We start from the raw sequence: 20,915 nt of genomic DNA, 5'->3' as shown, positions 1-20,915 counted from the left end.
GCGCAGGGGTACTATAACGAGCATTATTTTGGAGCTTTTTTTTCCAGGCTAAAGTTTGCAGAGAGAAACGAGTTTTATACAAAGTACTCCGCGACGGCTGATTGGGTCCTAAGTCTGGAGTCAACACTGGAGCGGTAATCGTGGCGTGGTTAAATGGTAGATAGGTCTGGATATCTGCACCTAATTTTAGAATTGTGTTCTTTTTAGAATCATATCAACCATGTATTGATTCAAGTCGCGCAGATCGTTAACTCGCCATGAGAATGGCGCTAGCTTCACACCATTCTCTCGCAAAGTTCTTGGAATCAAGTCTCCATTTGGACGAAGCACCACTGAAGAGACAATCACTCCCGGGTAATCATTCAATCGTTTCCTGAAAGCGGATGTTGTTAGATCAGGCGTGGGAGGATTGCTTTTTTTGGACAATGGCCCTGTTGCCTTAAGATCAACTCCATGGCACATGGAGCATCGCTGCAAATAAATAGTTTTTCCATTGGCATTATCCGCAGAGGATAGTGATGTATGAGTGAGGGATAGAATTACCAGTAAAGCGATCAATGATGATTTCAACGTTTACATCTTCCTTGATGGGGTCGGCGCCGATTGTGCGTAATTTGATGCGCGGAAAGATAGCAGCGATCGCGCCGGCAAGCACGGCTATTTTTTTCTGCTCATTGAAGCATTCGTTTAAGGACGCATCCCACCGTTCCCGCTTTTTCTGTAACTGAAAAGAACAGAATTTATTGCTGCTTTGGGCCGAGAGCCGCCGTTCTTGACCGCCAGCGTTCGGCCAAAAGCGGCAAGCGTCTGCTGATCGCCCCTTGCTACGTAGAGTTTTTAACTGGCGCTACTCCTCTGATAAAAATCGTTTAGTGATCATTGCCACTGCCTCCGCCGGAGACATCAAGGCTGTGTCGATATCAAACGGAGCGTTATCCCACGGCTCATATTCATGATCCAATACAGACTGCCAGGTTGGTGGCGACAGGCCAGGAATATCAATCTTCCTGGTTTCTACCCGTCGCTGGTGTTCATATTTATCAGAACACACCACCTGGATATTCACTAATGAAGTACCAGAGCGAGTAGCGATCTCGCTCCAAGCGTTTCGGCTTTCGATTACTGGGTTAACACAGTCGACTATGACAGTACTGCCAAAACGAAGATTGCTCAGAGCAAGCTCATTAGCGACCATATAACCGCTCCGCCCCACGTCTTGTGCCAGAGCTCCGGAGTTTCGGATAGCCTGCTCAATCGTATCGATCCGCAGATACACCGCGCTTGTTTTTGTGGCAAGGTCAGTTGCTATAGTCGTTTTTCCAGTACCTGGAAGGCCGCTGAAGACAATAAGCATTCTATGTCCTTCGATTATTGAGTTGACCCATTCTAGGCCAATACCTGCCGAAGCCAATGTCCGCTTTTGGCCGGAAGCGGTCAGTCAGCCCATTGAATTAGGGCTCCCAAGGGCCGCCTAGGAGTAATCGCTTTCGACCCAGAACGGACTCTGAGCAGCATTTGGTAAAAGCGGCTTCAGCACGCCCCATCGAGCGAGACGAATGGTTTGAACCAGTTTTTATACATGTTTTACTAGCCGTTTCTTTAAATGATATAGCTTAGTCCCGATTGGACGATCCTCAAGAACACCATAAACCTCATAGCCATGCCGCTCATAGAACTGTTTAGCATCAACGGTCTTTAAGAATGAAACGACTGCCCCATTGTTGACACCAATCGCTTCTGCTTTTTCCAAAAGCACAGATCCTACTTTTTTACCGCGATGAGATTCCTTAACCCAAAAAGTGTCAATTTCTAAGCCATCCCAATAACGATTACAGCGTATTGCGCCGATATAGTTGCCTGCTGCATCGTACGCAACCACCATAAAAATTTTATCTTCCGATTCAAGTGGCAGATTTGGATATTGAATTCGAAAATATTCTGAAAAACGTTCATTCAGAACTTCTTTATCCTTTTCTGTCGGAGCATCTAATATATCAATACTGATTTCCATTTATTACTCCTGAAATTCAACTTCAACGTACCAAACGGCTTTCGGCATAACATCCATGTTCATGTGTAATCCCTTAAGCAATCAGAAAATCGATTTTGTAAAGGCGACATCAGGAAGGGGGCAGGCGCCATAATATTTTGCACATTACTGAGGTAATAGCGGCGTGTCTATGGCCTGCTTTTGGCCGCTAGCTGCCGGTCGTCAGGGGTAGCTATCGGCTAATGCTAGATATCAGAATGGGGCTAAAATGAGCCGAACGACTTGGATTGATCTCGCCAAGCTTGATCAGATACTGGTCGAAGGCGTACATATTTCGACCATTCGCCCGCTACCAACACGCTTCGTTTCACCCATATATGTATAAAATGTCGTCGATCAGCTCTAGCTCCTGCTGCGTGTACTGGACCTTGGTGTACCGTCTAATATCCTCAAGCACACCTCTGATCGGAACTTGCCGCGAAGGATCCTGAACAATTTCGATCAGACGGTCGTAATAGGGATCGTTTCCCTTGAGGTATATTTCAATCAGTACTTTGAGCGCTACGCGCGCCTCTAGATCAGTTGGCAGTGTTACTTCTCCGGCAAAACATTGACTTCATCGCTTGGATAACAGTGGTAGTACCCGATCTCGGAATGAGTTGTCGCGCATCACCTGTCCGTTAGCCAGGGTATTCTTGGTTTCAATCCCCGCGTGTGCTGCGGGGATTTACTGTCCATAAGCTAGGAGCTACTGATAAAGCCCCGCAGAAGAATCAAGGGCGTTCAACAATTCCTGAGCTGGAATAGCGTATTGACCGAGGTTCGCCAGATCCAGATCCCCCCAGTCTTGATCATCATCAATTTCCAATATCAGCAAATTGATTTTTTTGAGCTGGAAGAAACTGATGATGTCGCGAATCTCCTTCTCGCGTTGCACGTGATCATTTCCATAGAGCCCACCGGCATAGAAGAAACTCTTATCACCCATCGCAAGTTTCTTCTGAGAGCCAATAAGGGACATCTTCAAGCGCTGGTGCAAAAATTTCGCGGCTTCCACATCAGTCGTCGGTGATGCCGCTGCGATGCTAATTTTGGTCATAACTTAAAAGTCATCAGAGATCAGAGGGTTAAGAGGTTTGCCCATGGTGTCTTTTTGGAAATTACCGTCGTGCCACATGTAGAGGTGTTCGTCTCAAGTCACGGGTAAATGTTAAAGGTTTTTCAGCCAATTATGGGTAAACCAAAGCATTGTATAGGTAATGACCTTCCACGGTTTTGCCATCAAACTTGGGTCGTCTGTTGTTCTTGATGGCATCGGCTTGATTTTCGTCCGAGTTCCGTGTGCCCGCTTCGCCTGCGCGAAACCGTTTTCGCTCTTCTGACCAGAATAGGTATCCACCACGCTGGCGTCTGTTCGAAAGCGCCTATCCCAATCCAGATGTACTGCCTCGGCCCTGGTCGCCGTTCTATTGGCGACTTTACCGCGTAGTACTTTCTTCTGCGCCCTACCTAGCGGTTTGTAAGGGGTTTCATAACTAGGGGCTTCTGGAGCGCCCTCGTCCACGATGGGTTTTTGTCGGTAGTGGCCTCAGGCGTGCTTCCCGGTTCTGGACAGCCCTCCAGACCAAATATGGCGCCTTTTAATAGGGAGACACGCCTCCCAGTCGCAGATGTCTAGGAAAGGAGCGTAAGAATTTCATCACTTCTGCTTTCTATGGACGAAATTTCCGGGCAAAGCCTTCGGAAATTTCCTTCAAGTCGCGACGACTTTGGTGAACTGGTGTGATCAGCACATCGTCGATAGTCTTTGCATGCCGCTGCGAAATCAGTGGCAGGGAGTAGGAACCCTAAGACTAACGGAGCGCATCCCCCCTTTATTTCTGGAGCACTCGTATGACAAAGCCTTTCGCAAACGGACCTTACGTGAAACCTACTCCCCACCCCGAAAGCCGCTTCATGGCCCTCACCAGCAATTGCGATGACATGCCCACGCTATTCGTCGATGCCCACGCCCCACTCGATGTTTTATACGACGCTGCCAATTATCGACTTCGCGCTGTGACTCAGGCGTTGGAGAATCTGGCGATGCGTGGGTCGATTGAGTCTCAGTCTTTCATCCTCAGTGACTTTGCGTTGCTGTGCGCCATTCCGTTGCGCGATGGCTGTGATTTGCTCGATGTGATTGGGCGGCGGTTGAAGGCGATGGGGGAGGTGGGATAGTTTTTTGGATTGATGGTGTTTGAGCTGACGTCTTCGCGGGCAAGCCTCGCTCCTACAGGGGGGGCGTTGTTTTGGGAACAACGCGAATTCTGGGAGCGGGGCTTGTTGGCGAAGACTTCAGATTTGTTATCGCTGGCCCATCAGTAATTCACTTTCTCGCCAGTGCACGGCGAGGCTATCGATGACGTGCACGCTGTAGCCCGGTACGTTTTTCGCGTGGTGTTTGGCTTGGGAGGCCATCTCGGCCAGCAGGCTTGCGTCCAGCCCGGCGCAGGCTTGGGGGTGCAGGTGCACAACGCCAATCGACAGTGACAACAACGGGAATTCTTGCCTCACGCCTTGGCGGTTGGGGGCGATGAAGCAGCCGGCGTCGAGGTGTTCGCTGCGGTAAAAGCGTCGGCACTGGCTCTGGAAGTCGTCGAGTAACTGGTTCAGGCGTTTGCGCCAATCTTCCGGACCGAGCACCAGTAAGAAGTCGTCGCCACCGATGTGTCCGACGAAGTCGCGGGACGGGTCGACGCGGTCGTTCAGGCATTGCGCCAGGCACAGCAGAACTTCGTCGCCGCGGCCGTAGCCGTAGATGTCGTTTTGCGGCCCTGTGAAAATTTTGTACAAAACGCTCCCGTACAGCTTGTTGTAGGGGGCATCACACACTTTCTTGTACAAAAAATTCCTTTCATCTCACTCAAAGGTTGGGGCTTGATTGACACCTACGGCTGCGGACGTGACACCTACGTACACGCCAAAAAAACGTTAAAGCTTGAGTCGCATCGACAAAGTTTAGATTCCGAAGTGGTTGGTGAAGCCTCGGTAAGATTTTCTTAACTCATCCATGTCTTTGGGCGTTGGGGAGAAAGTCGCGAAGAGAGCTGAATAGATTTTTTTATCTTTTCTCAGGTCGCCTGTCCAGATCCCTTTTGGTATCGAACGGGTAACAATGCAATCAAATATCTGATCATTGAATTCAAGAACTAAATTCTGACAGATATTAAATACATTGTTTACTGAGTCTAAGGTCGGCGATATTGGTTTTTCTAAATAAATTGAAAATTTATCAAGACCTAACTCAATAGCATTTTTTGAACCTAATAGTCCTGAGCGATGAGCTATGCAGTGCCTGAGATGGCAAACTTTTTCAAATTCGTCAAGAGCAGTGTCCAGAGCAGGAATCTGTTGGGGGTTGATAGGTAATCCAAGGAAGTTCTTTACATTTTTTAATATCGTTTCTTTACTCACGAATGTACTATCTTCAAGTAGAGCCTCTGGTAACAAATGAGAAAGATGAAAAAGAACGGCACCGTAAGAAACCTTATTTCTATAACTGTGTGCTCTAGAATCCTCATCTGATATGAGTACTCGTCTGATTATTGCACGGAAATATGACTCAACACCTGATACGATTCCAATTATCGCAAGATTTGCTTTGATTCTCCATTCTTCAGAATCATCTTCTCTGCCGAGTATTTTTGTTAACAGTTCACGTTGACTGATAAATCGTTCAATAGGCGATGAGTCTATTAGTTCTACGTCTCTAAAATAAATCGTTGAGTCAAATTTGGATGAGGTTCTTGGCCCAGATACGAGGCTTTTGTACGGGGTTTGTTTGGCTTTCATACTAGAAACTCATTAACCCATTGATTAATTCTTCTGTATATATCTTCCGCTCTAGCGGCTTTGACTCTGTGTGCTTTCTGAAGCTCATTTGCCGGGTCTTGACTCCGAATCACATCTTCGACGGTCTTGAAATTAGTAAATGTCTCAATCGCTTTAATTTGAAATTTGGTTAAAGGCAGTTCATTAAGTGGTTTTGCCATGCACTCTTTGAATGTCGAGTGGTCGATTAGAGGTTTGCCGCATTCATGACAGAATTTCTGTTTTTCAGTCATGCGTTCCGCTTGGCAGTTATGGCAAGGTGGAAGGTTAAGATTCAGCATAGATAATTTTTCTTTAGCTATGATTGAATCAAACGACGGTCTCGATGGATGCTTTGCAGATTTTTTGTTTAATATTTCTAGTAGTTCAGACGATTTAAAGCCTCTGCTTTTAGTTAGGACTCTACTTTCAAGTAGAAGAACAACGTGTGGAATGAAACGTCTTAGTTTTCTTCCCGGTCCATGTGAAATATCATCTGTTTCGTAGAGTAAGCCTGCCTCTATTAAAAATCTAATCATTCGTTCGGCTTTCGGTGGGATGCCAGTTACGCCAACGGCGATAACTTTTTCAAAAGTATTTTCGTCCCTGTCGATTCGCTCATGATTAAATTTTTTTAGGTTTGCGACCGTGTTATTTAAAAACTCATCCCCTAACTCAATCATTCCTTTATATTGTTTGAGTTTGTCGCCGATCGATAAATACTCCGCCATCATGTATTTTTTTCTGTCTGATATTACCTTGTTGAATTTTGATTGTGTGCTAGTGGTTTTTAGCTGTTGGTACTCCCTCACCATCATGATGTATGCTCTTGGAATGCCAAATGCCGCATACTTAAATAGGGTAAGTATTTCCTGAGGGATGGTGATGTCGGACTCAAATCTGTTCTCAGTCAGCGAACTCATGAACTCGATATATTTTTGGTTCTCAACATTGAGCCAAACGTCAATTGGTTCAGCATCGTGGCCTAAGTGAAAACGGGGGCCATATTGAGTCGTTCCCGGATAAACAGAGGCCTTTGGAGAAATATGGGCGGTCTTTAAACTTCTGAATATTTCAAAAAACTCAACCATATATTCCGGTGTCAGCGTGAGTGCTGCATCATCTAATAATAATACAGCTCTTTTTCTTCCCGCTTTTTGAATGGCGTCCTCTACATAGCCCTGAGTTTTTTCTACAGATATGGTCTGTACAATAGAGTCGTGTGTCGAGTTGTATTGCTGCTTCTCAACGGCTTCGATGAAGTCTTGAAGGTTTTTGGGTTCTAGCTCGATCTGTTCTGGAGTTATATCGTAAGTTTTTAGGCAGTCCAGAAGAATTTTACTGAGTACCCAAGCGTGAAATACTCCAATCGCGTTGGAAGTTTCATTTAGATAAGTTTCTAAGCGAAGGTAGTGGTTGAAGGAAACGTAAATTGGCAAAGGTTTGCTTTTGTCTTCTTTGCAGCTTATATAGGCAAGTCTCATATGGTGAGTTTTGCCTGTGCCTCTTGGCCCAATAAGTAGCTTTGCACCTACTTGAAATAGTTTTTTTTGTATTTCATCAAAATATTGACCCTTAGCTGTCTTGTCCTTAATGTAGCTGTCAGGGAGATAGTCTGCTCTTTCTTCGAACTCATGTGACTCAAGTTCTTTAAAGTCCAGCTCTTCTTGGGTGCTTTTCATTACCTGTTTCCTTTACAGGGCTGCCATTTTTTGGTATTTTGCAGCGTCAAATTACGAGGTTTTTTTGGTGTCATTGGAGCAATATTACACTGAAGAGGGGATTGGGGAAAGATTGGCCTCAATGCTACCTCCTATGACGCCACGGCAATGTGTCGAGCTTAGTGCGGGCGAAGGGGCTCTTTTACTTCCTGTAATTCGAAAGTGGCCGAGAATAAAGATAACAACATGTGAACTTGATCCACAGAATGTGTCAAAATTGAAGTCAAGCTTCAAGGGGGATCATTATAATATTGATGTTCTCTCTGAGGCCTTTGAACAAGTGTTTCTGGGTAAGCTCTCTCGCTTCGATTTTGCTGTTAGTAATCCCCCATTTTCATGGAGGAAATTATCTAGCTATGATATTTCTATTCTAGATATGTTTGGGCTACGTGATTTATTTAGTGGTTCGCGTATTCGAAGCGAAGTGCTATTCGTTTTGCAGTATCTGAGATTGATGGCTGAGTCTGCTTGTGTTGCTTTTATTTTGCCAGAGTTGATTGTTTGTTCGTCCGTTTTTGCAAAATTCCGCTCTAGATTACTAAATTTTTGTAATGTGGTTGCTGTTGCCGAAATTGGTAGTGGTGCTTTCAAGGGGACTGAAGCGAAAACTTATATTCTCATACTGAGGAAAGGCGAATCAGTTGAGAGCTTCCCATATACGAATGTCTTCGGAGTATCTGTAGTAAAACAGCAATCTGACTTTCATTTAGGCTTAAAAGAGTTAAATTTTGAATCTCAGCCGTATTCTAATTCTGATGAATTCTCGATAAAAAGAGGACAGTTTTCAGGGAAGGAATGTAAATCAATAGGGTTGCCTTTTTATCACACAAGTGGCTTTTCTAATAGTGCGAAAGGCGTTGTCCCTATTCCGTTAAAGACAACGATGATCTTAGGTAGGAAAGTCCTAATAGCTACCAAGGGTGACATTTTAATTAGCCGTGTAGGTAGTAGGGTCGTTGGGCGAGCTGTTGTTGTCGAAGAAGGAGAGTACCTAGTATCTGATTGTGTTTTCAGAGTCCGTCTACCATCATCTATCAGTCCAAAGGTTTTTTTGGAATATTGGATGCAGAGCTGTTTTTCTAGAGTTGTATCTGAGGCTAGAGGAACTTGTGCGAAGTATATTACTGTTCAAGACTTAACTGTGCACCTCAGAGAGTTCTTGCGGTTTTCTGACGAAGGTTTTGCCTCCGCTATCCGTTAATATTGTAATTTCATATTTTTGCTCGTGGTGCCGTTAACTCCCTTCATCTGAGTTTCAATCTCCTAATATTTGATAGCCAAGCGTGTCAGCCGTTTGTTCCCAGATTCGGAGCACACTCTCGACCGGCATATTATGAGATTTCAAGCGAGTGCTTGTTCTGGAGGTGAGCCTTGCGTTCCCTAGCTTGGTGGCGAGCTTGGTCTATCTATAGCTTCAGATTTTTCATTTCTTCGGCACAAGATCTTAGGTCTGCTGAATCAGCCCCGCGACGAGGCGGATCATCTGGTTAGCCGTATGCGACTCGTCACGCATTTTTTGTAAAAAACACGTCTGTTCATCTAGTTTTACGGCCTTGTGAAAAGTTGTACAAACCGATCCAGAACAGCTTGCTGAGTGGGCGATTCAATCCTTTCTACTTCGTTTTCAGGCGGTCAATCTTCTGCTGTTCTTCCAGTTTCTTTCTTTGAAGCCAAAGGCCCAAAAATGAACTGTCTTGCGTGGTCAAAATTACAATCAGTGACGTAATGTTTGCACCAGCAAAGGCAATGATGATCCCCCACTCATCATTTCTCGGCATACCTTTGCTGAACATCAGCCATGCCACCGTTGCCAGCGAAGCTATGTTGAACAGTATGGCTAGTGCTTTCATTTTTTTTTCCATAAAAAAGCCCCGTCGATTGGGGCTGTAGATCATGGCAAATTGCCGCTGGTTTGTCAGGTTTGATTTTCCTCACCGATCACCGTTTCGCCATCCAAAATAGACCTTAATTCAGCATCATTACCTGAAAAACCTAGGTAAAACATTGGCTTAACGTTCAGTCTGTTTTTTCTCAAAACGCTTCCCTTCATGTCGTTGAAGGGTTTGAAGCTGTCGATGTCGACGTAGCAGATCACCGATTCGCGCGCCTGTTGCAGCAGGCGGGTCAGGCATTGCTGGATCGGCACGTTGCCGGGCAGCAGGGTCAGCGGGTTGGCGTAGCGCGCTTGTTGGATTTTCAGTTCGGTGATGAGTTTGAGCACGTCGATGACTCGGCCCAGGCCCAGGTAACCGCCGTTGAGGGTGATGATGAAGTCTTCTTCGATGCGTTGGCGGGCGCGGCTGGTGATCAGCCGGCTGACTTGTTGCAGCGACTGGCTCATTTCGACGGCGAGAAAGTCGTCGTTCATCAAGCGGCTGATCGGTTTGCGCGCGAACAGGTCGGTGGCGAAGGGCTTGAGCAGCGCGTCGGAGAGCGAATGGCGGTGGACGATGCCGCACGGCTGGCCTTGTTCGTCGAGCACCGCCAGCGAGTTGAGGTTGGCTTGGCGGCGGAAGGCTTCGAGTACGGTGGCGGTCGGGGTGTCGCGGTCCACCGCCGGTTGTTCGTTGAGCAGGGCGCTGAGGTCGCTGCCTTCATCATTCAGCGCGACGGCTGCGCTGTCGTGTTTGGGCATCAGGTTGCGGGCGTCGCGCGGCGGCTGTTCCTGCGGGCGGCAGAGCAAATAGCCTTGTACCAGGTCGACGCCCATTTCGGTCAACACCGCGAGTTCTTCCGGCAGCTCGATGCCTTCGGCGATCACTTGCGCGCGCGAGGCTTTGGCGATCTGCAAAATCGAGCCGACAAACTCGCGTTTGAGCGCGTCCTGATGAATGCCGTCGATAAAGTGCCGGTCAATCTTCACGTAATCCGGCCGCAGCTCGGACCACAAACGCAAACTCGAATAACCCGCGCCCAGATCATCCAGCGCGATGGAAAAACCCATCGCCCGGTAGTGATGCAGGGCGTTTTGCAGCAACTGAAAATCGTCGGTCGGGGTTTGTTCGGTGAGTTCGATCACCACTTGGCTCGGCGGGATGCCGAAGTCTTGCAGCAGTTGCAGGGTGCGGCCCGGCTGGTGCGCGGCTTCGAGCAGCGATTCCGGTGAGACGTTGAGGAACAGTTTGCCCGGCAGTTGCTGTTCGTTGAAGCGTCGGCAAGCGCTGGCGCGGCAAGCGATTTCCAGTTCGCTGAGGCGCCCGGCCTGACGGGCCACGGCGAACAGCGCGATGGGCGAGTGCAGCGGACTGTTGGACGGGCCGCGGCTGAGGGCTTCGTAACCGATGATTCGTCTTTCGGAGAGCGAGATGATCGGCTGGAACAAGCTGTGCAAGCCGCTTTGAGCCAGTATTGAACTCAAGGCACTCAGCTGTTCGGTCATGGTCATGGCGATCTCTGGCAATAAAAAAAGGACTGGGAGCGACTCTTGTTGAAGAGGCGGTCCCAATCCTTTATTTCACGACAGATTGATGACTGTTTGATGACGCTCCGAGGAGCGTCAGCGTTAAATTGCCATCATTAGTGCTTGGCTACCGTGGTGTTCAGTTTCAAGTAATCCAGCAGAATCCGCCCGGTCTCGCTCAGGTAGGCATCGTCTTCCGGTTTGGTCTTGTCCGGCTCGGCCGCGATCACATCTTCGTCTTCTTTCTTCAGCTCTTTGAGCGGTTCTTCGCCCTTGGCTTTACGACGGATGTTTTCCATGACCAGTTGCTTGGCTTCGATGTCGGCGTGTTGCTTGCGACGATCGGCTTCGTTGAGGCTGACGGTTTTTTCTTCCATCAGTTTCTGCGCCAGGGCCAGCTTGTCACGGATGAACACGAACTCGGCGTCTTTGGCCGAACGCACGTCATGCTCGGATTTGAGCTCGGTGAGGTACGGCTTGAACGGGTCGCTCGCAGGCTTGATCGCCGCTTTGATGGTGTCCCACGGCATGGCTTCCGGCAGTGCGCTTTCGCCAATTTCCTTGGTGTCGATGATCGACGGGAAATCGACATCCGGCAGCACGCCCTGATGCTGGGTGCTCTGGCCGGAAACCCGGTAGAACTTGGCCAGGGTCAGTTTCAGTTCGCCATGGTTCAGCGGCTGAATGGTCTGCACGGTGCCTTTGCCGAAGGTTTGGCCGCCGACGATCAACGCGCGGTGGTAGTCCTGCATGGCGCCGGCGAAAATCTCCGAAGCCGAGGCGGACAAGCGGTTGACCAGCAACGCCATTGGGCCTTTGTAGAACGCGCCCGGGTTTTCATCTTCGAGCACATCGACCCGGCCATCGGCGTTACGCACGAGGACAGTCGGACCTTTGTCGATGAACAGGCTGGTCAGCTCGGTGGCTTCCTGCAGGGAACCGCCGCCGTTGTTGCGCAGGTCGATGACCACGCCGTCAACTTTGTCTTTCTGCAGCTCGGTCAGCAGTTTCTTGACGTCGCGCGTGGTGCTCTTGTAGTCCGGATCGCCAGCGCGGAACGCTTTGAAGTCCAGATAGAAGGCTGGAATCTCGATGACGCCGAGTTTGTAGTCCTTGCCATCCTGTTTCAGGTTGAGGACCGACTTTTTCACAGCCTGGTCTTCAAGCTTCACGGCTTCGCGGGTGATCGGCACGATCTTGGTGGTCTGGTCGTTCGGCGCATTGCTCGCCGGGATGACTTCCAGGCGCACGATGGTGCCTTTCGGACCACGGATCAGTTTGACCACTTCGTCGAGACGCCAGCCCACCACGTCGACCATCTCTTTGTTGCCTTGGGCAACGCCGATGATCTTGTCGGCCGGTGCAACCTGTTTGGTCTTGTCGGCCGGGCCGGCTGGCACCAGACGCACGACTTTCACTTGGTCGTTGTCGCTCTGCAACACGGCGCCGATGCCTTCGAGGGACAGGCTCATGTTGATGTCGAAGTTTTCCGCGTTATCCGGCGACAGATAGTTGGTGTGCGGGTCGTAGGACATGGCGAAGGTGTTGATGTACGCCTGGAAGATGTCTTCCGGGCGGGTCTGGTCCAGACGCGACAATTGGTTCTTGTAGCGCTTGGTCAGGGTTTCCTGGATTTGTTTGGAATCCTTGCCGGCGATCTTCATCCGCAGCACTTCGTCCTTGACGCGTTTGCGCCACAGGTCGTCGAGTTCGGCGGTGGATTTGAGCCACGCAGCGTCCTTGCGATCGATCAGCAAGGTTTCTTTGGTGGTGAAGTCGATTTTGTCGACGCCTTTGTTCAGCTCGGCAAGGGCGAAGTCCAGACGCGCTTTGACGCGGTCCAGGTAGCGCTTGTAGATGGTGAACCCGGCGTTCAGATCGCCGCTTTTGAGGAAGTCGTCAAACTGGGTTTTCCATTTGTCGAATTCGGCGATGTCGCTGGCCATGAAGTAGCTGCGCGATGGATCCAGCAGCTTGAGGTAGCTGTCGTAGATGATCACCGAGCGCGCATCGTCGAGCGGCGGCTTGCTGTAGTGGTGGCGTTTGAGCAGCTCGACGACGTTCAGACTGGCGATTACTTCGTCACGATCAGGCTGAAGTTTGTCCCAGCTATTGGCTGCAAACGAATTGCTCGACATCGGCAGAAGGCCGATACCAATGAATAGGGCTAGGGCGGTGCTGGGGAACAGTTGCTTCATGCTGATTCGACGCGGGGACAATTGATCACGCATATTAGGCCGTCTTTGAAGTCGCCGGTTCCACAAAGGGCCGGTCACATAATGCAAGAAAGCCCGGTGATACAGCGCCGGGCTCAGTCCAGACTCACTATGGAGGCACTGTGAAAGCATTGCAAGGCGTTGACGGTCAAGTGGAGTGGGTTGAAGAGCCGAGTCCTACGTGTGATGTAGGACAAGTGCGGATTCGGGTGGCGGCAGCGGGCCTCAATCGCGCCGATTTGTTACAGAAGGCAGGCCTTTATCCGCCCCCGCCGGGAGCCAGTCAGGTGCTGGGTCTTGAGTGTTCGGGGGTGATCAGCGAGGTCGGCGCGGGCTCGTCCTGGCAGGTCGGGGACCGGGTTTGCGCCTTGCTGGCCGGGGGCGGCATGGCCGAGGAAGTGGTTGTCGACGGACGGCATGTGTTGCCGGTTCCCGAAGGTGTGTCGCTGGCCGAGGCCGCCGCGTTGCCGGAAGTGTATGCAACTGTTTGGTTAAATTTATTTCATCTTGCCGCGCTCAAGCCCGGTGAGAAAGTTCTGCTGCACGCTGGAGCGAGTGGCATCGGTTCTGCGGCGATCCAGTTGTGCAAGGCGTTTGGCAGCCCGTGTTGGGTCAGCGTCGGGTCGGCCGAGCGTCTGGCGTACTGCGAAGCCCTCGGCGCGCAGGGCGGGGTGGTGCGCACTGGCGACCTGGAGAGCTTGAGTGATCTGGGGCCGTTCAACGTGATTCTCGACCCGGTGGGCGGCAATTACGCGGCGCTGAACCTGAAGCTGACGGCGCTGGATGGCCGTTGGGTGTTGATCGGTTTGATGGGCGGCCGTGAGGCCAAGCTCGATCTGGCGCAGGTGTTGGGCAAACGCGTGCAGTTGCTGGGCTCGACGTTGCGCAGCCGCGATGATCAGTTCAAGGCTGATTTGTTCAGCGAACTGAGCCAGCACGTTTGGCCATTGTTTGCCGAAGGTCGGTTGAAACCGCAGTTGGCGAAGGCCTTCAAAGTCAAGGACGCCGAAGCCGCCTTCGCGGAACTGGCGAGCAACACAGTCTCGGGGAAACTGGTCCTGCTGATCGACGAAAGCCTGACCTGAAAACCCAGATCCCCGGCGCGAACCGATGCCCTTGTAGGAGCGAGGCTTGCCCGCGAAGAACGATAACGCGGTCCGTCAGTTAAACCGCGTCGCGGCATTCGCGGGCAAGCCTCGCTCCTACAGGTTTTTTGCGGTCCCTGTGGGGGTATCGGTTATTTCCAGAGGTGGATTGGCCAGCCGGCTTTTTCGGCGTGCTCAAGCAGCACCGGGTCCGGGTTGACCACGTGCGGGAAGTCGACTTTCAGCAGCAGCGGCAGGTCGTTGCGCGAATCGGAATAGAAGCTTGCGCCTTCGAGGTTTTCCTCTTCGGCATCGAGCCATTCCAGTAATCGGGTGATTTTGCCTTCGCGGTAGGTCAGCGTGCCAACTGTGTTGCCGCTGTAAACGCCGTGCGCGACTTCCAGTTCGATGGCGAGAATCTCGTCGATGCCCAGTCGATCAGCAATCGGCCTGACCAAATGCGTGCCTGACGCCGAAATCACCAGAATTCGGTCACCGGCCTTGCGGTGCGCGGCGATGGTTTTGGTGGCGTCGCTGAAAATAATCGGCTCGATAAAGTCTTCAACCCACGGGCCGACCAGGTGATCGACCTCTTCCGGCGTGCGCCCGATCATCGGTTCGAGGCTGAAGGCCATGTAGTCCTCCATCCGCAGTTTGCCGTGGCTGTAAGCGTCCATCAGTTCATTGTTCTGCCGCATGAACGACTCGGGATCAACCCAGCCCAGCCGGCCCATCTGTTCGCTCCAGAGGGTGGCGCAGTCGCCATGAATCAGGGTTTCGTCCAGATCAAAAATTGCCAGGGCCATCAGTGCAGTTCTCTCTTCAACATCAGCAAAGGCATCAGGCTACCTCACACAGGGCGGTCGGATCGATGGAAAGCGCCAAGCGCTGACCGTCGGGATGCAGATCCGCCGCCGAGCGGTTCAACACGTCCACCACCAATTCCACGCCTCGGGCCTCGACCCGGTAGCGGATCACGTTGCCCAGCAGGCTGTGGCTGCGGATCTGCGCGTCGAGTTCGCCGTTGAGGCTCAGTTCGATGGCCTCCGGGCGAATCGCGATGCGGCTGTTGATCGGTCGCTGCAACAGTTTTGTCGCGCTGTCGGCGTCGAGCAGGTTGTAGTTGCCGATAAAACCGGCGGCGAACACATCGACGGGCGCGGTGTAGAGGGTTTCGGCGTCGCCGCTTTGTACGATTTTTCCCTGATTCATCAGGAAAATGCGATCAGACATCGTCAGCGCTTCTTCCTGATCGTGTGTGACGAAGATCGTGGTCAAGCCGAGTTCGCGCTGAATCTGGCGGATCTGTTCGCGCAGATGTTTGCGAATCCGCGCATCCAGCGCCGACAACGGCTCATCCAGCAACAACAGGCGAGGCCGCGTAACCAACGAACGCGCCAGCGCCACCCGCTGACATTGACCGCCAGACAGTTGATGCGGATAACGCGCGGCAAACTCGTTGAGCTCGACCAGTTTCAGCACGTCGGCGACGCGTCGGTGGCTGTCGTCGGCGTTGACCTTTTGCATGCGCAAACCGAACGCGACGTTCTGTTCCACCGTCATGTTCGGGAACAGCGCGTAGCTTTGGAACACCATGCCGATTCCGCGTTTCTGCGGGCTCAGCGGCACGATATCGACGCCATCCAGCAGGATCTTGCCGCCATCCACCGAGGTCAGCCCGGCGATACAGCGCAGCAAAGTCGACTTGCCACAACCGGAAGGGCCGAGGAGGGTGACGAATTCACCCTTCTGAATTTCGCAATTGATATCGCTGAAGACTGGCGTGCCGGCGTAGCTTTTTTGCAGGTGTTGGACGCTGACGTAGCTCATTCGCTTTTGTCCTTGTTCAAGATATTGGCCGCCCAGGTCAGAACCAGCACAAAGAAGAAGTAGGAAATCACCAGCGCGCTGGTGAAGTGGCCGCTGCTGTTGCGCATGTTGTTGAGGTAGACCTGCAAGGTTTCGTAACGCGTGCCGACGAGGATGTTGGCGAACACGAACTCACCGAAAAGGAACGAGAACGACAGCAGCAACGCCACCATCAAACCCTTGCGCAAGTTCGGCAGCACCACCAGGAATGCCGCTTGAAAAGTGCTGGCGCCGAGCAGTTGCGCGGCGTCCATCAGGTCGCGCAGGTTGATCGCTTGCAGGTTGTTGGTGATCGCGCGGTACATGAACGGCAGCGCGACGGTGAAGTAGCAACCGATCAGAATCCACGGCGTGCCAACCATCGCCAACGGCCCGGAACCGTACAGTTGCAGCAGGCCGACCGAGGACACCACCGGCGGCACCGCGAAGGGCAGCAGGATCAGGATGTTCATCAGCGCATCGAGTTTCGGGAAGTGGTAATGCACCACAAACAGCAGCGGCAGAATCAGCACCACCGAGAGGATCAGCGCGCCGACGCACACCAGCAGCGACTGGCCGAAAGCGTGGAGGAAACGCGGATCGCTCCACAGCTGCACATACCATTTGAAGGTGAAACCGCTGGGCAGAATGGTCGCCGACCAGCTGCTGGAGATCGAATAGATCAGCGTGCCGAGCAGTGGCAATAACAGGATCGCAAACAGCAGATACACCACGACCCGGTGGTAGACGCCGACGGGGCCCAATTCAGCGCGAGACATGGTAGCTCCTCTTCAACAGCAACTGATGGACGATGGTCACCAGGGTCATCAACGCCACCAGCACCACGGCGAGGGCGCTGGCCATGTTCGGGTCGAGGGAAATGTCGCCGGAAACCATCGCCGCGATGCGGATCGGCAGCACGTTGAAGTTGCCGGTGGTCAGCGCGTAGACCGTGGCGTAGGCGCCGAGGGCGTTGGCCAGCAGGATCACGAAGGTGCCGAGCAGCGCCGGGGTCAGCACCGGCAAACCGATGTGGCGCCAGAATTGCCAACCGTTGGCGCCGAGCAGTTCGGCAGACTCGCGCCAGTCTTCGCGCAAGGCGTCGAACGCCGGGTACAGCAGCAACACGCCGAGCGGAATCTGGAAGTAGGTGTAGAGAATGATCAGGCCGGTTTTCGAGTACAGGTTGAAGTCCTGAATGATCCCGGCCTGCTTGAGCATGATGGTGAAGCTGCCGTTGAAGCCGAGCAGAATGATGAACGCGAAGGCCAGTGGCACGCCGGCGAAGTTGCTGGTCATGTTGGCGAAGGCGTTGACGAAGTTGCGCAGTCTGGAGTCGACCCGGCGCAACGAATACGCGCCAAGCACGGCGATGATGATGCCGAATACACTCGACCAGAAACTGATTTCGAGGCTGTACTGGATCGCCTGCAAATAGAACTTCGAGCTGAAGATTTTGCTGAAGTTGGCGACGCCCCAGCCGAACTCTTCCGATTGCAGACTGTTGATCATCACCCAGACCAGCGGGGCGATTTCGAACACGATAAAGAACAGAGCGAAGGGCACCAGACACAGCGCCGCCAGCCATTTGCCGCGAGTCATGGCGTTCACTTGAGCAGCTCCCGGCACACAGGTTTGTCGTGGGGCACGCCGAGCAGTTCGCAGACGCTGCCGCAGATTTCGAATTGTTTCGGCGCCGCGTCGGGGTTGAGGCTGAAGGCGTCGCCGAGGACAAACAGCGGCACTTCGCGTTCTTCCGGCAGCAGGCCGTTGTGCGAGCGGTCGTTGTTCATGCCGTGGTCAGCGGTCACCAATACCTGGTGGCCGGCGTCGAGCCAGGTTTGCAGGTAATCGGCGAGGATGATGTCGGCCGAGCGCGCGCTGTTGCGGTACTGCGGCGTGTCGAGGCCGTGCTTGTGCCCGGCGTCGTCGATGTTCATCGGGTGGATCAGCAGAAAGTTCGGCGCATGGCGCAGGCGCAGGTTTTCCGCGTCGGCGAACAGGTGCGAATCGGGGTAGTGGTCGCTCCAGTAGAAGTGCCCGTGCTGGATCGGCAGTTCAGCGTCATCGGTGTGACGATCGCGGGCGGCGACAAATGGCGAACGGTTGTACAGCTCGCTGACCCAGTGATAAGCCGCGGCGGCAGTGGTCAGGCCGGCGTCGCGCGCGTAGTGATAGATGCTGCGCTGGTTGGACAGGCGCGAGACGTTGTTGTGGACGATGCCGCTGTCGATCGGCGTAACGCCGGTCAGGATGCATTCGTAAAGCGGTCGGGACAGGGCCGGCAGTTCGCACTCCAGTTTGTACAGCGCTGCGCGTCCTGCGCCAACGTAAGCCTGCAGGTGCCCCATGGCGTGGCGTGCGACCTCGTAATTGAGGCCGTCGAGCACGACAAGGATGACGTTGTGCTTCATAGGGGCGAGAACTCCGCAAAACAGTAGATAACAACAAAACCTGTAGGAGCGAGGCTTGCCCGCGAAGGCGGACTTTCAGCCAACATCAATGTTGAATGTCAGTCCGTCTTCGCGAGCAAGCTTTGCTCCTACAGATGAAGCATCACTTCATTTCAACAATGACTTCTTCGTTCCACTTCTGCGGCAGGGCTTTGGAGGTTTTTTCCCATGCGTCGGGGTCTTTGATCGGGGTCACGCCTTTGTACTGCTCGTTCGGCAGCAATTTGGCCTGGACCTCGGCCGGCAGTTGCAGGTGCTCTGCGCGAATCGGACGAGCGTTGCCGCGCGCCAGGTTGATCTGGCCGGCGTCGCTAAAGATGTATTCGCGGGTCAGCTTGGCGGCGTTCGGGTTCTTCGCGTACTTGTTGATGATGGTGGTGTAACCGGAAATCACCGAACCGTCGGACGGGATCAGCACGGTGTAGTCATCCGGGTTGGCCATCTTGGCTTTGTAGCTCAGGCCGTTGAAGTCCCAGACCACGCCGACTTCGATTTCGCCTTTTTCCATGGTGGCGATGGTCGGGTTGGCCATCGACAAACGCCCTTGCTTGGCGATGTCGGCGAACAGCAGCAGGGCCGGAGCCAGGTTTTTCTCGTCACCGCCATTGGCGTAAGCAGCCGCCAGAACACCGTTGGCGGCTTGCGCGGCGGTGCTCACGTCACCGATGGAAACCTTGTATTTGCCGGTTTTCAGGTCAGCCCATTTGGTTGGCGATTCGGAGCCGTGCAGGAGTTTTTTGTTGACGATGAATGCGATGGTGCCGGTGTAGGCCAGCGCCCAGTTGCCGTCGGTGTCTTTGGCCCAGGCAGGAATTTGTTCCCAAGTGGTTGGCTTGTACGGTTGCACCACGCCTTGCTTGACCGCGATCGGGCCGAAGGCTGCACCGACGTCGCCGATGTCGGCGCTGGCGTTGTCTTTCTCAGCAGCGAACTTGGCGATTTCCTGCGCCGAGCTCATGTCGGTGTCGACGTGTTTCAGGCCGTATTTTTTCGCCAGGTCTTCCCACGTGCCTTTCCAGTTCGCCCAGTCATCGGGCATGCCGACGCTGTTGACTGCACCTTCCGCCTTCGCTGCGGCTTCCAGGGTTTTCAAATCATCAGCCGCCATCGCGGCGGTGCACATGGCAATGGTCGAGCCTAACAGTGATGCCAGGAAAAGCTGTTTCATCCGAAGCTCCTTTGGGCGTTTTCAACGCTGCGATTGCGGTGGTGTTGGTCTAGGTCAGCAATACCTGAGCCAATTTAGGCGGACTGCATGACACTTTCATGTCGGCGGTCGCCCGACGGGGCTTTTATTTGCCCGGATCTGGCGGGTGCCCGGTAAGCGTAGACCATGGGCAGCGGCCCGCTGAGCTGGGACTTGGCCGATGTATTGCAAGGTTTGCGCGGGCGTTTTTGATGACCGTTGGGCGGCTTTGTCATCTGTTGGTCATCTGGGCTGCCTAGGCTTGCTGGACGTTGCTCAGGCGGTTTTTGCCGGCAGCGGTGCCCCGATTCAGTGCTGGTCTAGTCCAGATAGGTAACGTTTGATGCGCGATGAGGCAATCAAAGCGGTGACAGCGATTGGCCAGGTGTTGCAGGAGCAACTGGGCCATGGGTTGTTGGCGGCCGGGAGTAAGTTGCCGGCCGAGCGCAAGCTCAGTGAGTTGTTCGGGACGACGCGGATTACCGTGCGCGAGGCGTTGTTGCAGTTGGAGGCGCAGGGGCAGATTTATCGGGAGGAGCGCCGTGGCTGGTTTGTTTCGCCGCCGCGTCTTGCTTATAACCTGATGCAGCGCAGTCATTTTCACGCGATGGTGAGTGCGCAGGGGCGGGTGCCGTCGACGGAGGTGATTTCAGCGCGGTTGCAGCCGGCTTCGGCGGCGGTGTGTGAGTGGTTGCAGTTGCCGGCGTTGTCGAGTGTGATTCAGGTGTGTCGGGCGCGGCGGATTGATGGGCGGTTGGTGTTGTACGTGGAGCATTATTTGAATCCGCAGTTTTTTCCGGGGATTCTCGATTTTGATTTGAATGAGTCGATTACCGAGTTGTATGCGCGGCATTACGATTTGCACTATGGCCGGGTGCGGTTTGAGATTGTGCCGACGGCGTTGTCGGTGGATGCAGCTTCTGCGTTGAGGGTGTCGGTGGGGAGTCCGGGGTTGAGGATTGTTCGGGTCAATTATGATCAGCGGGGGAGGTTGATCGATTGTGACTTGGAGTTTTGGCGCCATGATGCGATTCATGTCGGGGTTGATGTGGTTTGAGTCTGGCGACCTCACAGACCACCTGTTTCCCCAAACACACCCAGCCCCCTGTAGGAGCGAGGCTTGCCCGCGAAGGCGTCCTCACAGACCACCTGTTTCCCCCCAAC

At 52.9% G+C, this 20,915-nt stretch carries 18 protein-coding genes and 3 pseudogenes; 4 read left to right on the top strand and 17 right to left on the bottom strand.

The genetic code is table 11. The features are described 5' to 3' along the window. Window positions 1-186: 186 nt before the first annotated feature. The 5 genes and pseudogenes from BI292_RS29330 to BI292_RS29585 form a co-directional block, all read right to left on the bottom strand. The gene (locus tag BI292_RS29330) at window positions 187-570 is read right to left on the bottom strand and encodes a c-type cytochrome (protein ID WP_101209981.1); all 384 of its coding nucleotides are present in this window, start codon (window positions 568-570) and stop codon (window positions 187-189) included. A gap of 277 nt (window positions 571-847) precedes the next feature. After that, window positions 848-1,354 (bottom strand): AAA family ATPase, encoded by a 507-nt coding sequence (locus BI292_RS28295; protein WP_101209980.1) that lies wholly within the window; start codon window positions 1,352-1,354, stop codon window positions 848-850. Window positions 1,355-1,573: 219 nt separating this feature from the next. Next, the gene (locus tag BI292_RS28290) at window positions 1,574-2,011 is read right to left on the bottom strand and encodes a GNAT family N-acetyltransferase (RefSeq protein ID WP_101209979.1); all 438 of its coding nucleotides are present in this window, start codon (window positions 2,009-2,011) and stop codon (window positions 1,574-1,576) included. Window positions 2,012-2,738: 727 nt separating this feature from the next. Beyond that, the gene (locus BI292_RS28280) at window positions 2,739-3,089 is read right to left on the bottom strand and encodes a hypothetical protein (protein WP_101209977.1); all 351 of its coding nucleotides are present in this window, start codon (window positions 3,087-3,089) and stop codon (window positions 2,739-2,741) included. Between the two features lie 130 nt (window positions 3,090-3,219). After that, window positions 3,220-3,399, bottom strand: a pseudogene (locus tag BI292_RS29585) (Rhs family protein); the annotation flags it as partial. Between the two features lie 484 nt (window positions 3,400-3,883). Here BI292_RS29585 and BI292_RS28275 point away from each other — a divergent pair. Next, the gene (locus tag BI292_RS28275; protein WP_101209976.1) at window positions 3,884-4,210 is read left to right on the top strand and encodes a hypothetical protein; all 327 of its coding nucleotides are present in this window, start codon (window positions 3,884-3,886) and stop codon (window positions 4,208-4,210) included. 126 nt (window positions 4,211-4,336) lie between these two features. On the opposite strand, the pseudogene BI292_RS28270 reads toward BI292_RS28275, so the two are convergent. From BI292_RS28270 to BI292_RS28265, 3 genes and pseudogenes are all read right to left on the bottom strand, one after another. Next, window positions 4,337-4,804, bottom strand: a pseudogene (locus BI292_RS28270) (diguanylate cyclase domain-containing protein); the annotation flags it as partial. 186 nt (window positions 4,805-4,990) lie between these two features. Next, window positions 4,991-5,824, bottom strand: coding sequence for a hypothetical protein (locus BI292_RS28890; protein ID WP_157831321.1), 834 nt, complete (start codon window positions 5,822-5,824; stop codon window positions 4,991-4,993). Then, window positions 5,821-7,524 carry a zinc ribbon domain-containing protein gene (locus BI292_RS28265; protein ID WP_101209975.1) on the bottom strand — a complete coding sequence of 568 codons (1,704 nt, stop codon included), beginning with the start codon at window positions 7,522-7,524 and terminating at the stop codon, window positions 5,821-5,823. The genes BI292_RS28890 and BI292_RS28265 overlap by 4 nt, the downstream gene beginning before the upstream one ends. A gap of 67 nt (window positions 7,525-7,591) precedes the next feature. Here BI292_RS28265 and BI292_RS28260 point away from each other — a divergent pair, with 67 nt between their 5' ends. Beyond that, window positions 7,592-8,764: an N-6 DNA methylase gene (locus BI292_RS28260; protein WP_157831320.1), complete on the top strand. Its 1,173-nt coding sequence runs from the start codon at window positions 7,592-7,594 to the stop codon at window positions 8,762-8,764. A gap of 412 nt (window positions 8,765-9,176) precedes the next feature. Here the strand turns inward: BI292_RS28260 and BI292_RS28255 are convergent, their stop codons facing one another. From BI292_RS28255 to BI292_RS28245, 3 genes and pseudogenes are all read right to left on the bottom strand, one after another. Continuing rightward, window positions 9,177-9,413 carry a hypothetical protein gene (locus tag BI292_RS28255; RefSeq protein ID WP_157831319.1) on the bottom strand — a complete coding sequence of 79 codons (237 nt, stop codon included), beginning with the start codon at window positions 9,411-9,413 and terminating at the stop codon, window positions 9,177-9,179. 191 nt (window positions 9,414-9,604) lie between these two features. Further along, window positions 9,605-10,948 (bottom strand): annotated as a pseudogene (locus tag BI292_RS28250) (EAL domain-containing protein); the annotation flags it as partial. Between the two features lie 131 nt (window positions 10,949-11,079). Further along, window positions 11,080-13,161: a carboxy terminal-processing peptidase gene (locus BI292_RS28245; protein ID WP_167370463.1), complete on the bottom strand. Its 2,082-nt coding sequence runs from the start codon at window positions 13,159-13,161 to the stop codon at window positions 11,080-11,082. 140 nt (window positions 13,162-13,301) lie between these two features. Here BI292_RS28245 and BI292_RS28240 point away from each other — a divergent pair, with 140 nt between their 5' ends. After that, window positions 13,302-14,264, top strand: a complete 963-nt coding sequence (locus BI292_RS28240) for an NAD(P)H-quinone oxidoreductase (RefSeq protein ID WP_101209972.1) — start codon at window positions 13,302-13,304, stop codon at window positions 14,262-14,264. 152 nt (window positions 14,265-14,416) lie between these two features. Here BI292_RS28240 and BI292_RS28235 read toward each other — a convergent pair whose 3' ends face one another. The 6 genes from BI292_RS28235 to BI292_RS28210 form a co-directional block, all read right to left on the bottom strand. Further along, window positions 14,417-15,070 carry an HAD family phosphatase gene (locus BI292_RS28235; protein WP_101209971.1) on the bottom strand — a complete coding sequence of 218 codons (654 nt, stop codon included), beginning with the start codon at window positions 15,068-15,070 and terminating at the stop codon, window positions 14,417-14,419. Window positions 15,071-15,104: 34 nt separating this feature from the next. Beyond that, a complete protein-coding gene (locus tag BI292_RS28230) occupies window positions 15,105-16,094 on the bottom strand; it encodes an ABC transporter ATP-binding protein (protein ID WP_092271185.1) in 990 nt (329 codons plus the stop codon). Further along, entirely contained in the window at window positions 16,091-16,891 is an 801-nt protein-coding gene (locus BI292_RS28225; RefSeq protein ID WP_101209970.1) for an ABC transporter permease, read from the bottom strand. The genes BI292_RS28230 and BI292_RS28225 overlap by 4 nt, the downstream gene beginning before the upstream one ends. Further along, window positions 16,878-17,714 (bottom strand): ABC transporter permease subunit, encoded by an 837-nt coding sequence (locus BI292_RS28220; protein ID WP_178076642.1) that lies wholly within the window; start codon window positions 17,712-17,714, stop codon window positions 16,878-16,880. The genes BI292_RS28225 and BI292_RS28220 overlap by 14 nt, the downstream gene beginning before the upstream one ends. 5 nt (window positions 17,715-17,719) lie before the next feature. Then, window positions 17,720-18,526, bottom strand: a complete 807-nt coding sequence (locus BI292_RS28215) for an alkaline phosphatase family protein (protein ID WP_101209968.1) — start codon at window positions 18,524-18,526, stop codon at window positions 17,720-17,722. A 142-nt stretch (window positions 18,527-18,668) separates the two neighbouring features. After that, window positions 18,669-19,733, bottom strand: coding sequence for an ABC transporter substrate-binding protein (locus BI292_RS28210; protein WP_092271173.1), 1,065 nt, complete (start codon window positions 19,731-19,733; stop codon window positions 18,669-18,671). A gap of 361 nt (window positions 19,734-20,094) precedes the next feature. Here BI292_RS28210 and BI292_RS28205 point away from each other — a divergent pair, with 361 nt between their 5' ends. Further along, a complete protein-coding gene (locus BI292_RS28205) occupies window positions 20,095-20,808 on the top strand; it encodes a UTRA domain-containing protein (RefSeq protein WP_092271169.1) in 714 nt (237 codons plus the stop codon). The last annotated feature ends 107 nt before the right edge of the window (window positions 20,809-20,915 follow it).

This window comes from Pseudomonas sp. 43NM1 (assembly GCF_002836905.1).
Classification (GTDB): domain Bacteria; phylum Pseudomonadota; class Gammaproteobacteria; order Pseudomonadales; family Pseudomonadaceae; genus Aquipseudomonas; species Aquipseudomonas prosekii.
This window is presented reverse-complemented; position numbering and strand designations above follow the sequence as displayed.